Source organism: Paucisalibacillus globulus DSM 18846 (assembly GCF_000482485.1).
Classification (GTDB): domain Bacteria; phylum Bacillota; class Bacilli; order Bacillales; family Amphibacillaceae; genus Ornithinibacillus; species Ornithinibacillus globulus.
Genome location: NZ_AXVK01000001.1, coordinates 481,897 through 500,628 on the forward strand (window position 1 = coordinate 481,897; position 18,732 = coordinate 500,628).

15 protein-coding genes are annotated in these 18,732 nt (G+C 34.6%); 14 read left to right on the forward strand and 1 reads right to left on the reverse strand.

All coding sequences use genetic code 11. The features are described from left to right. Nucleotide 1 precedes the first annotated feature (1 nt). The gene (locus K332_RS0102550; protein WP_036687857.1) at nt 2-490 is read right to left on the reverse strand and encodes an N-acetyltransferase; all 489 of its coding nucleotides are present in this window, start codon (nt 488-490) and stop codon (nt 2-4) included. A 186-nt stretch (nt 491-676) separates the two neighbouring features. On the opposite strand from K332_RS0102550, the gene K332_RS0102555 reads away from it, so the two are divergent. From K332_RS0102555 to ftsA, 14 genes are all read left to right on the forward strand, one after another. Then, a complete protein-coding gene (locus K332_RS0102555; protein WP_026906017.1) occupies nt 677-1,057 on the forward strand; it encodes a DUF3397 domain-containing protein in 381 nt (126 codons plus the stop codon). 146 nt (nt 1,058-1,203) lie between these two features. Continuing rightward, nucleotides 1,204-2,817, forward strand: coding sequence for a bacillithiol biosynthesis cysteine-adding enzyme BshC (bshC, locus tag K332_RS0102560; RefSeq protein ID WP_026906018.1), 1,614 nt, complete (start codon nt 1,204-1,206; stop codon nt 2,815-2,817). 228 nt (nt 2,818-3,045) lie between these two features. Continuing rightward, on the forward strand, nt 3,046-3,477 hold the full coding sequence (mraZ, locus tag K332_RS0102565; protein WP_026906019.1) for a division/cell wall cluster transcriptional repressor MraZ: 432 nt from the start codon (nt 3,046-3,048) through the stop codon (nt 3,475-3,477). 29 nt (nt 3,478-3,506) lie between these two features. Continuing rightward, the gene (gene rsmH / locus K332_RS0102570; RefSeq protein ID WP_026906020.1) at nt 3,507-4,484 is read left to right on the forward strand and encodes a 16S rRNA (cytosine(1402)-N(4))-methyltransferase RsmH; all 978 of its coding nucleotides are present in this window, start codon (nt 3,507-3,509) and stop codon (nt 4,482-4,484) included. Next, nucleotides 4,484-4,852, forward strand: coding sequence for a cell division protein FtsL (ftsL, locus tag K332_RS0102575; RefSeq protein ID WP_026906021.1), 369 nt, complete (start codon nt 4,484-4,486; stop codon nt 4,850-4,852). The genes rsmH and ftsL overlap by 1 nt, the downstream gene beginning before the upstream one ends. 15 nt (nt 4,853-4,867) lie before the next feature. Further along, on the forward strand, nt 4,868-7,120 hold the full coding sequence (locus K332_RS0102580) for a penicillin-binding protein (protein ID WP_026906022.1): 2,253 nt from the start codon (nt 4,868-4,870) through the stop codon (nt 7,118-7,120). A 105-nt stretch (nt 7,121-7,225) separates the two neighbouring features. Further along, nucleotides 7,226-9,178, forward strand: a complete 1,953-nt coding sequence (locus K332_RS0102585) for a stage V sporulation protein D (RefSeq protein ID WP_026906023.1) — start codon at nt 7,226-7,228, stop codon at nt 9,176-9,178. A gap of 542 nt (nt 9,179-9,720) precedes the next feature. After that, nucleotides 9,721-11,196: a UDP-N-acetylmuramoyl-L-alanyl-D-glutamate--2,6-diaminopimelate ligase gene (locus K332_RS0102590; protein WP_026906024.1), complete on the forward strand. Its 1,476-nt coding sequence runs from the start codon at nt 9,721-9,723 to the stop codon at nt 11,194-11,196. Between the two features lie 2 nt (nt 11,197-11,198). After that, complete coding sequence (locus K332_RS0102595; protein WP_026906025.1) at nt 11,199-12,557, forward strand: UDP-N-acetylmuramoyl-tripeptide--D-alanyl-D-alanine ligase; 1,359 nt, start codon at nt 11,199-11,201, stop codon at nt 12,555-12,557. Between the two features lie 53 nt (nt 12,558-12,610). Beyond that, nucleotides 12,611-13,597: a phospho-N-acetylmuramoyl-pentapeptide-transferase gene (gene mraY, locus K332_RS0102600; protein ID WP_026906026.1), complete on the forward strand. Its 987-nt coding sequence runs from the start codon at nt 12,611-12,613 to the stop codon at nt 13,595-13,597. Beyond that, complete coding sequence (gene murD / locus K332_RS0102605) at nt 13,594-14,943, forward strand: UDP-N-acetylmuramoyl-L-alanine--D-glutamate ligase (protein WP_026906027.1); 1,350 nt, start codon at nt 13,594-13,596, stop codon at nt 14,941-14,943. The genes mraY and murD overlap by 4 nt, the downstream gene beginning before the upstream one ends. An 81-nt stretch (nt 14,944-15,024) precedes the next feature. After that, nucleotides 15,025-16,137 carry a stage V sporulation protein E gene (gene spoVE / locus K332_RS0102610; RefSeq protein WP_026906028.1) on the forward strand — a complete coding sequence of 371 codons (1,113 nt, stop codon included), beginning with the start codon at nt 15,025-15,027 and terminating at the stop codon, nt 16,135-16,137. Nucleotides 16,138-16,399: 262 nt separating this feature from the next. Beyond that, a complete protein-coding gene (locus K332_RS0102615; RefSeq protein WP_026906029.1) occupies nt 16,400-17,194 on the forward strand; it encodes a cell division protein FtsQ/DivIB in 795 nt (264 codons plus the stop codon). 225 nt (nt 17,195-17,419) lie between these two features. Next, nucleotides 17,420-18,703, forward strand: coding sequence for a cell division protein FtsA (gene ftsA, locus K332_RS0102620; protein WP_026906030.1), 1,284 nt, complete (start codon nt 17,420-17,422; stop codon nt 18,701-18,703). The last annotated feature ends 29 nt before the right edge of the window (nt 18,704-18,732 follow it).

An 18,732-nucleotide genomic window follows, 5' to 3' on the forward strand; every position in this document is an offset into this window, starting at 1 on the left:
TTTAGTTGGCACTTTTTTCTTTTATCCCTTCCGGTAGCCAAAGTAATGGGTTTTGTCCAAAGTCTCTTTGCATTTCGTATTTTGCTTTTTGAAATCCCATTTTTTCCCAAAAACCTTGGGAATTTATTCTTGGATTTGTTTTTATAGGTAAGTTATATCCCTGTGCATACTCTACTAATTTCCTTCCATAACCCTTGTCACGATAATGAGGTAGAACTTCCAGTTTCCATAACTCTAAATACTCATGCTGTGGTTCGAAGTATTTGTCATATTTTTTGTCTACTCTGTACAAACTCATTCTGGCAACAAGTGTTTCGCCATAATATAAACCATAAAAAGGCGAGATACTATCATTCTCTACTATATTGGATTGCAAATCTTCTAGCATGGATAATTCTTGATTACCATATTCTTTAAAGCGTTTAAATTCTTCTAATGTTTTGTAATTGATTAATAGTTTTTCAACCTTTACATTTTCCACAAAATTCATCCCCTTATGTTGTCAGAAAATTAGTTTTTATATATTATAGTTCAATTATAATACAAAATTGGCTAGATTGTCATATTGATAGTGTTAATTATAAATATATCGAAAACCTGCGTACAAATTATTATTATTTTGTTACAATTAAAAAATAATATAAAGAACTAGCCATTAAGAGGGGAATATTCGTATATGTTAGATTTTTTAATTGTATTGCTTGCATTTATCATTACAGCACCAATTTTGATGACCATTTTAACATACTATTCTTTGAAACTAATTTATCAAAATCCAATTAAAGCTTTTCAAAAGGCGATTAGTTGGACAACTATTATTTACATATTAGAAGTGAATACCATGTTTTCCTATTTGTTTGGACGGTCATTTCTTGGTTATATAATTGTACTTATGTTATGTGTCCTTACTATTGTAATTGTTCTACAATGGAAAAATAATGTAGAAATCAATTACCAAAAAGCATTAAAGCTATTATGGAGAATATCTTTTCTAATCTTTTTTGTGCTTTATATTATCCTGGTGATAATCGGAATCGTCAAAGCTATTCTTGTATAAATACTCCTTACGTTTAAAAGTGGGTAAAAGTGTATGATTGTTTATCGATAAGTACTTTTCTTTATTAGCAATCAGAAAACATGATAAAATACAATCTTTCTTGTACAATACCTATAGACTATTACCTTTAAAGGAGTACGTAATGAATGCGAGTAGAACAAATAAAGATTGAAAACCAAAATAACCTAATCCAAGATTATCGTAATCAAAATAAACGTATTATGGATCATTTTGATTATGGATTCACGGAGTATAATAAACGATTAAAAGAATTAACGTCACGTTCGTTTCAAAGACAAGAGCTTGTTGAAGTGCTGACTCAATTAAATAAAAGCTGGGGAGCTCCAAGTTCTACTCTGCGTAATATTGAACGGTTAAAAGATGAGGAAAGTGTCGTTGTAGTTGGGGGCCAACAAGCTGGTGTTTTAACTGGTCCTTTATACTCAGTAAATAAAGTAATTTCTATTATACAATTTGCGAAGCAACAAGAAGAAAAATTAGGAATTCCAGTTATTCCAGTATTTTGGATTGCGGGAGAAGATCATGATTTTGATGAAATAAATCATGTGTATATGGAACGTAACCATAAAATGAAGAAATTCAAAGTGGGGCAGCGGGTTCTTGATAAGCGCTCTGTGTCACATTTAGAGTTAGATAAAAAAAATATGTCACACTTTATAAATACCTTGAGTGAGGAATTAAAAGAGACGAAATATACGAAGGGAATTTTTACAATAGTAGAGGATTGTCTAAATCAATCCTTTACTTATGTTGATTTTTTTGCTCGATTAATTCTGAAGTTATTTAAAAATGAAGGCATTGTGCTTATGGATTCAGGTAATGATTCGGTGCGAAGATTAGAAAGTGAATTTTTTGTACAGATGATTCAAAAGCAAGAAGAAATAAGTCATGGTGTTTTCGAGTGTTTTAATGAAATAACAGAAAAAGGGTATTCTATTTCTTTAGATGCTACAAAAGATAATGGAAATCTATTTTATCATAAAGATAAAGAGAGGGTTTTATTAAGTAGGAATCCAGAAGGTAATTGGGTCGGAAAACAACAAGAAGTAATTTTAACAACGGAAGAGTTAGTGGCAATTGCTGTTAAGTCTCCGGAATTACTAAGTAATAATGTAGTAACCCGACCACTAATGCAAGATTTAGTTTTGCCAACCTTAGCCTTTATTGGTGGTCCGGGTGAAATAAGTTATTGGTCAGTCTTAAAGCCTGCGTTTCATGCGTTAGATATAAAGATGCCTCCGGTAGTACCGAGATTATCTTTTACGTATGTTGATCGTAAAACGGAAAAATTATTAACAAAATATAATATACCGATTAAGGCTGCAATTAATGGTGAGGTTAGTGTCATTAAGGATGCTTGGTTTAAAGAAAAGATAAATCCACCTATTGAGGAAACTGTAACTGAAATAAAAGCTACTATAACAAAAGCACATGAACCTTTACGGGAGATTGCAAAAGGAATTCGGTCTGACGTTAATAATCTTGCTGAGAAGAACCTGGAATATATTATACGAGATGTTGAATTTTTAGAGAAACGGATTATTCTTGCCTTGGAAGATCGATATCAAAAAGAACTAAATGATTTTACAATCCTTGAAAATGTTCTGTACCCTAACGGATTACAAGAAAGAATATGGAACCCTATTCCTTACTTAAATGAATTTGGTATTCATTTCTTTGAAGAATTATCAGCTTATAATTGTCCGTTTGAAAAGGAACATTTCATTGTATATGTATAAGGTCCCACCACTTTGAACCACTTTTTATGGAACTGTCTTTCTATAGAAGCAAAGATGGCTAAAAACACTTGTTTAGTAAGTGTTTTAGCTGAATTGCTCTTCATGGAAAGGCAGTTTTTTTTGGTTCATATTAACTGTTTTAGCTTATTTTTTACTTTTTTTGAAAAACAGGTGGTGGAAAGTGGGGGATTGTGGTAATATAGGTGTATGAAAGTGGGGGCGGACTAAATGTTCATGGGTGAATTCCAACATAACTTCGATACTAAAGGAAGAATTATTGTTCCTTCAAAGTTCCGTGACGAACTTGGTGAGCGATTTGTTGTTACCCGTGGATTAGATAAATGTTTATTCGCCTATCCGATGTCTGAATGGACAATATTAGAAGAAAAGCTAAAAAAACTCCCACTTACAAAAAAGGACGCAAGAGCCTTTACGCGATTCTTCTTCTCTGGAGCAGTAGAATGCGATGTAGACAAGCAGGGAAGAATAAACATTCCACAGCCTCTTCGCAATTATGCAGGTTTAGATAAAGAGTGTGTGGTAATCGGTGTATCGAATCGAATTGAATTCTGGGCGAGCGTTAATTGGGAAGACTACTTTAATGAGTCTGAAGAATCTTTCGCAGAAATTGCTGAGAATTTAATGGACTTTGATATTTAACCAGAAATCGCAAAAGTAGGTGTAAAAAAATGTTTGAACATTATACAGTATTAAAAGAAGAGTCAGTTAAAGGTTTAGATATAAAGCCAGATGGTACATATGTGGATTGTACTTTAGGCGGTGGGGGACATTCGGAAAGAATAGTCTCTCAGCTTAATGAAAAAGGATTACTAATTGCATTTGATCAAGATATGGATGCTATTCTAGCAGCTAAAGAAAGACTAGCACCATACAAAGAACGAGTGCTGTTCATTCATAGTAATTTTCGAAATTTAGAAGAAGAGCTACAAAATCATAATATTACTCATGTTGATGGAATTCTATTTGATTTAGGTGTATCCTCTCCACAATTAGATAGAGGGGAAAGAGGATTTAGCTACCAACATGATGCCAAACTAGATATGCGAATGAATCAAGGACAGGAATTATCTGCCTTTGAAATTGTGAATTATTGGTCGTATAATAACCTAGTCTCCATCTTTTTTAAATTTGGGGAAGAAAAGTTTTCAAAGCAAATTGCACGAAAAATTGAAGAATATCGTAAAACGAATACAATAGAAACGACTTTTCAATTGGTAGATATAATAAAAGATGCAATCCCTGCACCTGCAAGAAGAAAAGGTGGGCATCCTGCTAAACGTATTTTTCAAGCGATACGTATTGCTGTAAATGATGAGTTGCAGGCCTTCCATGATGCTTTGCATCAGGCGGCAAGGGTAGTTTCAATAAATGGAAAAATTGCTGTAATTACATTTCATTCATTAGAGGATCGAATTTGTAAGCAAGCTTTTAAAAAATGGAGTACGCCTAAAGAGACTCCAAGGAATTTACCAGTAATTCCAAAAGAATATGAGGCTCCTTTTAAAGCAATTAATCGCAAACCAATAGTAGCCGATGAATTTGAACTAGAAGAAAATCGTAGATCAAGATCTGCAAAACTACGGATTATAGAAAAAGTTAATAACTGGTCAGAAGATTTTAATTATGGGGAAGGGTGGAATAAATAATGGCAGCAAATCATGCAAGAAGTTGGGAACAATCCTATACATCATATCAACCACAAGTTGAAAAAAAGGTTGTAATACGTAAAAAAAGCTGGATTACAAAAGGAGAAAAGATACTTTATTCTGTTGTAGCTGCTTTTCTATTAATTGCTGGTGGCTATATGGTTTCCTACTCTTCCTCAACAGATTCATTAAATCGTGAAATCCAAACAATAGAAAATTCTATTGTTGATCAACAAGTTATTAATGAAGGGTTAGTATTTGAAATTAAAGATTTAAGTAGACCAGAAAGAATCACACAAATTGCAAGGGAAAGTGGTTTTACCATTCAAGCTGCTGAAGTTAAACATGCCAATGCTTTTAATCAATAATACGGGTGATTGAGGATGAAAAAAAATAAGACTACACATGCCATGGCTGGAGTATTAATGGTTATCTTCATCATGGCATTTTTAATTGTAACAGGACGTTTTTTGTATATCCAGGCATCTGGAGTAGTAGAGGGAGTCTCATTAGATGAATGGGCAACCAAAGTGCGGACAACATCTTATACGATAGACTCAGAACGTGGTAAAATCTATGATAAAAATGGCATGACACTAGCCTATGATATGCCGACTTTTCGCATGTATGCTATTGTTGATGAAAGATACTCCGAAAATTTAGAGGAGAAACAACATGTCGTTGATCCTGTGGAAACAGCGGAAAAATTAGCTCCTTTATTAAATGCAGAGAAGGATTATATTCTTGGACGATTGAATTCTGGAATTGAAAGTAATCTATCTCAAGTAGAGTTTGGAGCAATCGGTAAAGAAATATCGCTTCAAACAAAGGATGATATTCAAGCGTTAAAACTTCCTGGAATCCGGTTTATTCAGGAGAATATTCGCTATTATCCCAATGGTATGTTTGCATCCCATATTATTGGATTTGCCCGTGAAACGGAAATGAAAACTGAAGAAGCTACTTTTAAAGAAATTACAGGTGTAACTGGTATTGAAAGTGAAATGAACGACCTCCTGAAGGGGATAGATGGAAAGATATCCTATCAACGAGATATTTATAATAAAAAGCTATTAGACCCGAGTGAAGTGATTCAAATGCCAGATAATGGGGATGACGTCTATTTAACAATCGATCAGAAAATTCAAACACTAGTAGAAGATGTTATGACTCAGGTAGAAGAAAAATATAATCCTGAAAGAATGACTGCGATTGTAATGAATCCCAAAACGGGTGAAATTGTAGCAATGAGCAATCGCCCAAGTTATAATCCTAATAATCCTGCAAATGTTCTAAACTGGTATAATGATGCTATTTCTACCCCATTTGAACCTGGATCTGCCGTGAAGATGTTTACATGGGCTGCTGCGATAGAGTCTAAGGTTTATAATGGTGACGAAGGATATATGTCTGGTAAATACCAAATTAGTGATCGCGTAAGTCCAATTCATGATTTTAATAGAAAAGGTTGGGGCACTATCTCTTTCGATGAAGGTTTTGCAAGATCTTCAAACGTTGCAGCTGCTAAACTAGTTTGGGAGAAAATGGGTCCAGATACTTTTCTTGAATATCTGAAAGCATTCGATTTCGATAAACCAACCGGAATTGATTTGCCAGGAGAAGTACAAGGTCAAATACTCTATAACTGGCCATTAGAGAAAATAACAACATCATTCGGACAAGGGAGTACAGCAACACCTATTCAGATTATGAAGGCAGCAACAGCTATTGCAAACGATGGGAAAATGCTAAAACCATATATTATTGATAGAATTGTAGATCCAGATACTAATAATGTGATTGAAAATCATGAGCCTGAAGTAGTAGGTGAACCTATTTCAAAGGAAACGGCTGAACAAGTAAGAGAGTTACTAGTTTCTGCTGTGCAATCTGAACATGCTGTTGGTAGTCGCTTTAATTTAGATGATTATTCTGTTGGTGGAAAAACCGGAACTGCTCAGATTCCTGATCCTAACGGCGGATATTTAACTGGTCACGAAAACTACGTGTTCTCATTTTTAGGGATGGCACCTTCCGATGATCCACAATTAATGATGTACGTTTCTGTAAAACAGCCTAATCTAGAATTCGAGTCCGGAATTGAACCTGGTTCAGCCCCTGTCTCATTTATCTTTAACAATGTGATGGAAAATGCATTACACTATTTGAGTATCACTCCTGATAAGGGTGAAACATCTACTGTTAATGTATACGAGATTCCAAATGTTGAAGGGAAATCCGTTGCATCTATTACTGATTCTTTGAGTAAAGCTGGTGTAGACTATACTGTTATTGGAGAAGGCACTAAAGTTGTCCAATTAAGTGCGGAAGTGGGGATGAAGATATTACCTAATGAAAAACTCCTGATTTTAACAGATAATCCTACAATGCCAAATATTATTGGGTGGTCACTAAGGGATGTATTAAAGTTAGGTGAAATGCTTTCCTTCGATATAGAAATTTTAGGTAGTGGATATGTTGTTACACAGAGTATTGAAGAAGGGCAAAAAGTAGATAAAGGGACTTACCTTGGTATCGAATTAAAAACACCAAAAGAACTTCAAGAAATGAAATCTATCGATGAAACATCAGATAAAGAAGCGATTGAGAACGAATCTGACGATGTTTTTGAGTGAGTTTAATAAAAAAAATTAAAAGAATAGTTTAAGAAAAACAGTGTTCTAATCATTTTTTAATTACATATAGTTGATACAAGCCTACCTGTGTGAAGGAGATGGATTATGAAGCGTGTATCAACTGTAACAGTTAGAAAACGATTAGTCGCTGTTTTTCTTATTGGCATAATTGTTTTTAGCATTATCGATCTTCGCTTGGGATATGTACAATTTGTTCTAGGCGATGAATTAATGGAAAAAGCAGATAAATTGTGGAGTAGAAATATCGAATTCCAACCAGAACGAGGTCATATATTAGATGTGAATGGTGAGATAATGGCTGAAAACGTTACTGCTCCTTCTGTCGTATTGGTCCCAAGGCAAATTAAAGATCCTGAAGACACAGCAAAAAAACTTGCTGAAATATTGGACATGCCGGTTGAAAAAGCATTAGAGCATGTAACAAAGGCATCTATGTCTGAAAATATTAACCCTGAAGGAAGAAAATTATCCGATGAACAGGTAAGGGCTATTAGGACATTAAACATTGAAGGGGTCTACTTAGCTAAGGATTCGATAAGACATTATCCATTTGGTGATGATTTATCACATGTACTAGGATTTGCAGGAATTGACAATCAAGGACTTATGGGATTAGAACTCTATTACGATGATTTGTTAAACGGTGAAAAGGGGAGTCTATCCTTTTATTCAGATGCAAAAGGAAAACGACTTAATCAACTTGCTGATGTCTACTCACCTCCAAAAGATGGCTATGATTTGGTTACAACTATTGATTCTCGTATAAACACCATTATGGAACGTGAATTAGATTTAGCTGTAGCCAAATATAATCCTGATGGTGCATTAGCGATTGCAGTGGACCCTGATACTGGTGGAATTCTTGGAATGACAACAAGACCAAACTTTCATCCGGAGAATTACCAAGAAGTTGATCCTACCATTTATAGTCGAAACCTACCAATATGGAGTACGTATGAACCGGGCTCCACGTTTAAAATTATTACACTTGCCGCTGCTTTAGAGGAAGAAGTCGTCAATCTTCAAGACGATCACTTCCATGACCATGGGTCTATAGAAGTTGGTGGCGCTAAATTAAGATGTTGGAAACCAGGGGGACATGGGGAGCAGACCTTTTTAGAGGTTGTTCAAAACTCCTGTAATCCTGGATTTGTTCACTTAGGTGAAGAACTTGGAAAAGAAAAGTTATTTAGCTATATTAAGGAATTTGGATTTGGACAGGAAACAGGAATTGATTTACAAGGAGAGGGTTCTGGGATTTTATTTAAACCAGAAAATGTTGGGCCAGTAGAACTAGCAACAACTGCCTTTGGGCAAGGGGTATCTGTAACGCCGATACAGCAAGTTATGGCTGTATCGGCAGCAATTAATGGTGGTTATTTATACGAACCATTTATTGCTAAACAGTGGGTTGATTCGCGCACGAAGGAAATCGTTTCTTCAAAAGAACCTAAACTGAAAAATAGAGTTATCTCTGAAGAAACCTCTGAAGAAATTCGAAAAGCATTAGAAAGTGTTGTTGCAAAAGGAACCGGTAGACCGGCGTATGTGGATGGTTACCGTGTTGGAGGTAAAACAGGTACGGCTCAGAAGGTTGGAGCAAATGGTGGCTATCTAGAAAATAACCATATTGTATCATTTATTGGTTTTGCCCCAGCAGATGACCCTGAAATTGTAGTATATGTTGCTGTTGATAATCCAAAAGGAGTCAGACAATTTGGTGGTACGGTAGCAGCACCTATTGTAGGTGCAATTATTAAAGAAAGTCTTCCAATTATGGGTGTGGAGCCACGCACAGATGGGTTAGATAAAGAATACTTATGGCCAGAGCAACCAAAGATTGAAGTGCCAGAATTGGTTGGACTAGATAAAAAACAATTAGTTCAAATGATGACTGACCTATCTGTGGAAACAAGCGGTTCAGGGGACATTATCATTGATCAGGATCCAGCAGCAGGAACAAAAGTGGAACCAGGTTCGAAAATTAGGATATATTTATCAGATGAGAAAAAGGCAAAAGAGAAAGACAGTGAATAAAAAATTACAGTAGGGTAGCGGCAGAAGTAGAACGCATTGATGTATTATAAGACTATCATTCTAAATTTGTTTATAGTCCTACTTAAAATAAATTTGTGTTTTAAAAACTGTTTGCGGAATTTGTTTAAGATGCGCAGTAACTAGCCCCAAGTTTTCCTGACTCGGGCACATGTACTGAATAAGAGGGCAGATGTTTTCTCGACACGGGAGCATGTACTGAATAAGAGGGCAGATGTTTTCACGTTTGGTTGCATGGTTTTGGGCACCTTTAGACTTCAACACAGAAATCTGTATATTTAAATAAAAACCTACGTACTACATTTAATAAATGATTTTAAGTTACGTCACATTTTCCATCAACCGTCAAAATGAAATGCAAAAAAAGTTGGACAATATCATAAAATAATAATGTAAAAAACCATTCAGCATAAACCATTATTCTGGTATAATAAGTTGGATGTGATTATTTTTAAGATGGTAATCTACCCTCTTAAAAATATCCCAGAAAGAGAATAGTATGTTGGAGAAAGGAAGATGTCTTTATGCGTTTAAAGGAAGTTCTTTCTTTTCATCCATTCGCACAACAATTCTCAAGCCTATACGACATAGAAATTAACAATCTAAAAATGGATTCTAGAGAGATTAAAACGGGAGATTTATTTGTTTGCATTAGTGGCTTTACAGTAGATGGTCATGATTTCGTCGTAGAAGCTGAAAAAAATGGAGCAGTTGTTATTGTAGCTGAGAGAGATGTTCAGGCTAACATACCGGTTATTGTAGTTCCAGATACAGTTCGTTTTTTAGCGATGGCTGCGGCGAAGTTTTATCAATTTCCAACTAATCAAGTGCCTTTAATTGGAGTAACAGGAACGAATGGTAAAACAACCGTAACATATCTATTGGAGCAAATATTTAAGCATTATGGCAAGAAGACAGGTGTTATTGGGACAATACAGTTGAAAATTGGTGAAGATTTTTTTCCGATTGATAATACAACTCCAGATGCATTATTTTTGCAAAATACAATTAGGAAAATGATTGATCATGGAGTCGAACAAGTCGTAATGGAAGTGTCTTCCCACGCACTTGATCAAGGAAGAGTGTATGGGTGTGATTTTAATACTGCTATTTTTACTAATCTAACGCAAGATCATTTGGATTACCATGATTCCATGGATGACTATTTACGAGCCAAGAGTCTTTTGTTTGCTCAATTGGGTAGTGGATATTATTCGAACAATAGTAAATTTGCAGTAATCAATCAAGATGATTCAGCATGTCATAAGTTTATCCGTTCTACTGCTCAAAAGGTTATTACATATGGCATTCAAAATAATTCTATGATAATGGCAAAATCAATTTCACTAACTCAAACAGGTACTAAATTTTTATTATGTACGCCAAATGGTAATACTGAAATCAATAGTCAGTTAATTGGCAAGTTCAATGTATCGAATATGTTAGCTGCAAGTGCTGCTGCACTAGCGAATGATGTACCACTTTCCATCATTAAAAAGGCACTTGAATCCATAAAAGGTGTATCAGGTCGTTTTGAATTAGTAACACATAAGCAATTGTTTTCAGTCATTGTTGATTATGCGCATACACCAGATTCGTTAGAAAATGTCTTAACCACCATACTTGAATTTGCTCAGCGAAAGGTATATGTTGTTGTCGGCTGTGGTGGGGATAGAGATCGTACGAAGAGGCCATTAATGGCACAAATTGCATTAAAATATGCGCATGAGGCAATATTTACTTCAGACAATCCCCGTACAGAAGATCCTGATGTTATTTTAAATGATATGATAAGCGGGATATCTAATTCAGAAGGCAACTACCAAGTGATTTCTGATCGCAGAAAAGCAATTTATCATGCAATTAACCAAGCAACTGATGATGATATAGTAATAATAGCGGGCAAGGGACATGAAACATATCAGCAAATAGGCCATATCAAGTATCATTTCGATGATCGTGAGGTGGCTAAAGAAGCATTGTTAATGAAGGAGAAATAATTATGTTATTTACGGTCAATTGGCTAACGTCTATCTTTCCTGATGTACTGGGAAAAGTTGATGGAGAAATAGAAATTAAAAGATTTTTTACTGACAGCAGAATTAAATCAGAGGATTCTTTGTTTATTCCACTAGTTGGGGAATCTTTAGATGGTCATAAGTATATAAAGCAGGCATGTGAAAATGGAGCAACTGCAACATTATGGGATAAGAGCAAAGCTTTACCGGGTGGTTTACCCGAAGAACTGATTGTGATTTTTGTTGATGATACGACAGAGGCATTACAGCGTTTGGCAAGCGCTTATCGTGATGAAATAAATCCGATTGTTATAGGCGTTACAGGCTCAAATGGTAAAACTACAACAAAAGATATTGTGGCTCAGGTAGCAAAAGAAAAATATAAAACTCATTTCACAGATGGCAATTTCAATAATGAGTACGGATTACCATTTACTATTCTTTCCATGGAAAGAGATACAGAAGTACTTGTTTTAGAAATGGGTATGAGTAACTTCGGAGAAATTGAGCTGCTATCCAATATTGCTAAGCCTGATTATGGAATTATTACAAACATTGGAGAATCACATATTGAATTTTTGGGAACCCGTGCGGGCATTGCAAAAGCAAAATTGGAAATACTTAGTGGACTGGATAAGAATGGAAAATTAATTATTGATGGGGATGAAGAATTACTTTCACATGTCCATGTTCAGAGTAATGTAATCAAAGTAGGATTTGGTCAACATAACGACTTTATTGTCTCAGACATTAACTTGAAGAGAAATGAAACATCGTTTAAAGGATCGGATGGAAAAGAGTACACTATTTCACTACTGGGTTCACATAATGTGAAAAATGCATCCTATGGAATAATACTAGGAACGTTGCTGGGGATTAATGCTGAAAAAATCCAACATGCACTTCAAACCATATCACTAACAGGTATGAGGTTTGAAATATTTAATGGCATGAATGGTGTTTCTATCATTAATGATGCTTATAATGCTTCACCCACATCCATGATTGCTGCTATTAATGTAGTTCAACAAATGGACGGATATAAGGACAAGGTTTTAGTCCTTGGAGATGTCCTTGAGTTAGGGGAGCAATCTAAAAGTTTACATGAAACAGTAGCAGAAGTAATTAATGATTCAATAACCTGCTTGTATACAATCGGCGAAGATTCGAATGTAATAAGCGAGGCAGTTCAGAAAAAGTATCCTAATATGAATGTTAAACATTTTTATGAAAAAGAAGAAGTGATTCCAAAGTTACAACAATATTTAAATGAAGAATCACTTATATTATTTAAAGCATCAAGAGGAATGAAACTAGAATCGATAATTGAAGAACTAAAATAAATTAGATTAGAGAAAAATGGGTTGGACGGTTGGTAGTTGAAGGAGGAAATTTCATGAATATCTTAAGTTTAATTATAACAATAGCGATAGCTTTTCTCATTACCGTCCTTTTATCCCCAATCTTAATTCCGTTTTTAAGACGTTTGAAGTTTGGACAAAGCATACGGGAAGAAGGACCAAAGTCTCATATGAAGAAAACTGGTACACCAACAATGGGTGGTATCCTGATTATGCTAAGTATAGTCATCACTTCTTTTATTATGGTAAGTAAATTCGGAGATGGGGAAATAGGCTATGAATTAGGTTTATTATTATTTGTCCTATTAGGTTATGGTTTATTAGGATTTTTAGATGACTTTATTAAAGTTGTATTAAAAAGAAATCTAGGCTTAACTTCTAGGCAAAAAATGCTTGGACAAATAATAATTGCTATTATTTTTTATATTATATTAAAGAAACAAGGATTCCCAACATATATTCAAATACCAGGAACAGATATTCAGTGGGATCTTGGTATTGGTTATGCATTTTTAATTATCTTTATACTTGTTGGTGCCTCAAATGGCGTAAACTTGACAGATGGACTAGATGGGTTATTGTCTGGGACTGCAGCAATCGCATTCGGTGCATTCGGGATTTTAGCGTGGTATGGTGAACCACAAATAGAGGTTGCTATATTCTCCTTAGCTGTTGTTGGTGCTCTGCTAGGATTTTTAGTATTTAATGCACACCCTGCAAAAGTGTTTATGGGAGATACTGGCTCATTAGCACTTGGAGGTGCTGTAGCAGCAGTTGCCATTTTAACAAAAATGGAGATTTTATTAGTTATTATTGGTGGAGTTTTTGTAATGGAAACTTTATCAGTAATCATTCAGGTTATTTCATTTAAAACTACCGGCAAAAGGGTATTTAAAATGAGTCCATTACATCACCATTATGAATTAGTTGGCTGGTCAGAATGGCGAATAGTTACTACATTTTGGTTGATGGGACTTGTTTTTGCTGCTCTTGGTATTTACATCGAGGTGTGGTTAGGTTGAATAAATTAGTTAATTTTCCTTATGCACATGTACTTGTTTTAGGACTCGCAAAAAGTGGTGCAGCTACAGCTCAGGTTCTACTTGATAGTGGTATTCAGGTACGTGTTAATGACTTAAAGGCTACCGAAGAGGACGAATTGGTTAGTGAATTACGTTCTTTGGGAGCAGATGTGGTTATTGGTTCACATCCACTTGCCGTACTAAATAATATTGATTTAATAGTTAAAAATCCTGGAATACCTTATGAGAATGTTATCTTGAAAGAAGCAGTTAACAGAGATATTCCAATTATTACTGAAATAGAACTTGCTGGACAGTTGGCAGAGGAAATGATTATAGGTATAACGGGATCGAATGGAAAGACAACAACAACTATGTTAATTTATGAAATGCTAAGAATGAGTAAGACTCCTGTTAAGTTAGCTGGAAATATCGGTATAGTTGCTACAGAAGTTGCAAGAAGTCTAAGGCATGAAGAACGATTAGTACTGGAACTATCATCTTTTCAATTAATGGGAATTAAGACATTTAAACCGAAAATTGCTGTTCTATTAAATATATTTGAGGCCCATTTGGATTACCATAAAACACTTGAGAACTACAAATTAGCGAAGGCCAATATTTTTATTAATCAATTGGAAGATGATTATTTAATATATAATGCAGATGAACCGAATGTTGTCGAAGCAAGTAGAAGTGCTAAGTCAATCAGAGTGCCATTTTCAGTTTCTGTAAAACTAGAAAATGGAGCATGGGTAGATGAAGATTACTTGTATTTTAAAGATGAAAGAATTATTGCTTTAAAGGACATTGTATTAGTTGGAACTCATAACCTAGAAAATATTTTAGCAGCGGTGAGTGCCGCGAAATTAAGTGGTGCAACAAACCAAGGAATAATTGAAGTTCTAAAGACTTTTACTGGTGTTACACATCGTTTACAATTTATTGCAAATATAAATGGCCGTTTATTTTATAATGATTCGAAAGCTACCAATATACTTGCAACTCAAAAGGCACTCTCATCCTTTAATCAACCTACAATACTACTTGCGGGTGGATTAGATAGAGGGAATGGTTTTGATGAGTTAATCCCATATCTTAAAAATGTTAAGGGTGTAGTTGTTTTTGGTGAGACAGCTGATAAGCTTAAGGATACTTCTCTTAAGGCAGGGATTAAAACTATAATTTTTGCTGAGAATGTAGAGGATGCTGTTCATAAAGCATATGAAATGTCTGAATCATCTGATGTGGTTCTACTATCGCCAGCCTGTGCAAGCTGGGATCAATATAAGACTTTTGAAGAAAGAGGAGACATGTTTATACAAGCCGTGCATACAATAAAGTAGGGGCTTGTTTAAATAAATATCCATAATAATTTATTTGATGAAATGCCCCTTATTCCAACAAACGTTGTGAGGGGTGTTTTTTTGTTAAATAGAGAGATTTCTATAAAGGACAAGCCGGACTATATATTATTAACGATTATATTATTACTACTATCTATTGGAATTATAATGGTATATAGCTCATCGTATATTTGGGCTGATTATAAATTTAATGATTCGTTTTATTTTGTTAAAAGACAGGTATTATTTGCTGGTGTTGGTGTAGCAGGAATGTTTTTCTTTATGTATATTCCATATAGCAATTGGGCAAAGTATGCAAAAATTATTTTGCTAGTTTGTTTTGGACTCCTTTTAATCGTATTAATACCAGGTGTTGGATTAACAAGAGGAGGAGCACAAAGTTGGATTGGAATCGGAGCTTTCAGTATACAGCCCTCTGAATTTATGAAGTTAGGACTTATTATATTTCTGTCTGTGTTTTTATCGAAAAACCAGAAATATATAACCTCTTTTAAAAAAGGATTTCTTCCAGCATTGCTCTTAGTGTTTACAGCTTTTGGACTAATCATGCTACAACCAGACCTTGGTACTGGAATGGTTTTAGTACTAACTTGTATGATTATGATATTTGTCTCTGGTGCAAGGATATCACATTTTATTGGTTTAGGAGTATTGGGATTACTTGGTTTTGCTTTGCTTATTATTTCTGCTCCATACCGAATAAGTAGAATAACGGCCTTTTTAAATCCATGGGAAGATCCACTAGGTGATGGATTTCAAATTATTCAATCCTTGTATGCAATCGGACCGGGTGGCTTAATGGGGGTAGGATTAGGGAATAGTTTGCAGAAGTATTTTTACTTACCAGAACCCCAAACGGACTTTATTTTCGCAATACTTGGGGAAGAGCTAGGTTTTATGGGAGGAACACTATTACTAGTATTATTTATTTTGTTATTTTGGCGTGGAATAAGAATTGCATTAGAGTCACCGGATTCGTTTGGAAGATTTCTTTCACTAGGGATTGTTTCCATGTTAACGGTACAGGTAATGATTAATATTAGTGTGGTTATTGGGTTAATCCCTGTTACTGGTATAACCCTTCCATTTTTAAGTTATGGTGGTTCTTCATTGACCTTAACATTGTGTTCTGTAGGAATTTTGTTAAATATAAGTAGAAATGCTAAACTTTAATTTTGATATGTTTTATTAATGAACCAAGTTTGTAATATCTGTGTAGAAGAAGGGAAATATTAGTATTCGGTCTAAGCAGCCTAAAACTATTATTTCTTACTAATATACTGTACACTATAATTGGTAAAAATTTATTGTGAAAGTATTTAGATGTGTACTATATGTTTTTGTGATTGTTATGTTATAATTTAAATAACTCAGTCTAAACGGCATCTGGTATGCCGTTTTAATGTGTTAATTTTTAAAAAAGGAAAGAATAGGAATGACGAAAGAGAAAATTGTTTCAATAGAGGACCGTATCCCCAAATTGAAGCAAGCCCGTAAAAAGAAGGCTAATAGACGCCTTGTGTTTTACTTATCTATTTTTTTCTTCTTAATATCTATCATAGTCTATCTTCAATCACCACTTAGCCATGTTAAAACTATTCTAGTTACTGGTAATTCCTTCTACCCTGATAAAGAGGTTATTGAACAAAGCGGTCTTAAGAAAGATACCAACATATGGACAATAAAAAAAGAAGAAATTACTAAAGCTCTGGAAGAAATTCCACTAGTTGATACTGTTACGGTTGAGACAAAGCTTCCATGGACAATAGAGATACATTTGATAGAACATGAAAGAATTGGGTATATAAAAAAGGAAAATAGCTATTATCCAATCTTAGGTAATGGAGAGGTGTTCTCGGATAGTGGAGATGAACAATTAACTGGGGATGCACCGTTATTAGTGAATTTTTCGGATAAAAAAGTTCTAACTGAGATGTCTGAGGAATTGAGTAAGTTAACAACAAATATTCGAAACATCATTTCAGAGATACACATGACACAGACCGATGAGAATAATAAAGAAATTATATTATTCATGAGTGATGGGTTTGTTGTAGAGTCTTCTGTACGAGACTTTTCAGAAAAGATGAAAGTTTATCCATCAATTGCGGCACAACTCGATCCAAATGTTGAAGGCATTATTCATATTGGAGTAGGTGCTTATTTTGAGCCATTTAATCAGGAAATTACGGAAGAGGAAGAAATAATTACCAATGATAATGAAGAATAACGGACAGAATTTATCCGTTTTAGAAGAATAATCTAGTTAAAGGATTAAATCTATTAAAATATGTATAGTTTTTATAGATAAATGGCTATTATATATTCCCTTTTTTGAGAAAATCCTTTAAAATAAGAGATTATAGTATAGTTATTAAATGAACTTTGAATTAATTATTGCATTAAGAAATATATCCGATGTTTTTTGATGCTTCTGAATTAGGAGGTGCCTTTGTTGAACAACAATGATATACTTGTCAGTCTTGATATAGGTACAACGAAAATTAAAGTAATTATTGGTGAAGTTTTAAACGACTCATTAAACATTATTGGTGTTGGGACAGCAAAATCAAATGGTATGAAAAAAGGTGCCATCGTTGATATTGATCAAACCGTACATTCTATTCGTAATGCAGTTGAACAAGCAGAACGGATGGTAGGAATGCAGATTGATAGTGTTGTAGTGGGTATTAGTGGAAATCATATTCAGCTTCAACCATGTCATGGGGTAGTTGCAGTTCAAAGTGAAAACCGTGAAATCACTAACGAAGATGTAAAACGAGTTATTGATGGGGCACAAGTAATTTCCATTCCCCCGGAAAGAGAAATTATTGATGTTATCCCAAAACAATTTATTGTCGATGGACTTGATGAAATTACCGATCCACGAGGTATGATTGGTGTTCGCTTAGAAATGGAAGGTACAATTATCACTTGCTCTAAGACAGTCTTACATAACATCTTGAAATGTGTAGAACGTGCTAACTTACAAGTGTCAGATATCTGTTTACAGCCACTTTCAGCAGGTACGGTTGCACTTTCCAAGGATGAAAAGAATTTGGGAGTAGCACTCATCGATGTAGGTGGTGGCTGTACAACAGTCTCAATATTTGAGAATGACCATATGGTATCAACTAGCGTGGTCCCTCTTGGAGGAGACAACATTACGAAAGATTTATCAATCGGTTTACGAACTTCTACAGAAGAGGCTGAAGAAATTAAAGTAAATCATGGTCATGCTTTTTATGATGATGCTCTGGAAGATGAAGTATTTGAAGCAACTATCATTGGTAGTAATGCCAAACAAACATTCAACCAACTTCAAATTGCTGATATGATTGAAGCAAGATTGGAAGAGATTTTTGCATATGTTGAAAGAGAAATCCGTAGAATGGGATATCATGAACTACCAGGGGGCTATGTTCTTACTGGAGGAACAATGAAGATGTCAGGAGCTCTTGAGCTTGCTGAAGATGTCTTCCGAGCAAATGTTCGTATTGCAATACCAGATTACATCGGGGTACGTGAGTCACAATTTACTGCAAGTGTTGGAATCTTACAATTTGCTTATCATAATGCAAAAATACAAGGAAAAGAATTATTCCCAGCAATAACAACTCATGTGGAAGAACCGAAACCAAAACGAATGAAAAAACAACCGGTAAAAAATACTAATGAAAACGAAAATGATAAAAAAGAGTCTGGAATTGCTAATTTATTTAAGTATTTCTTCGATTAATAAGCGTTCCCACATTAAAATTAGCTTCT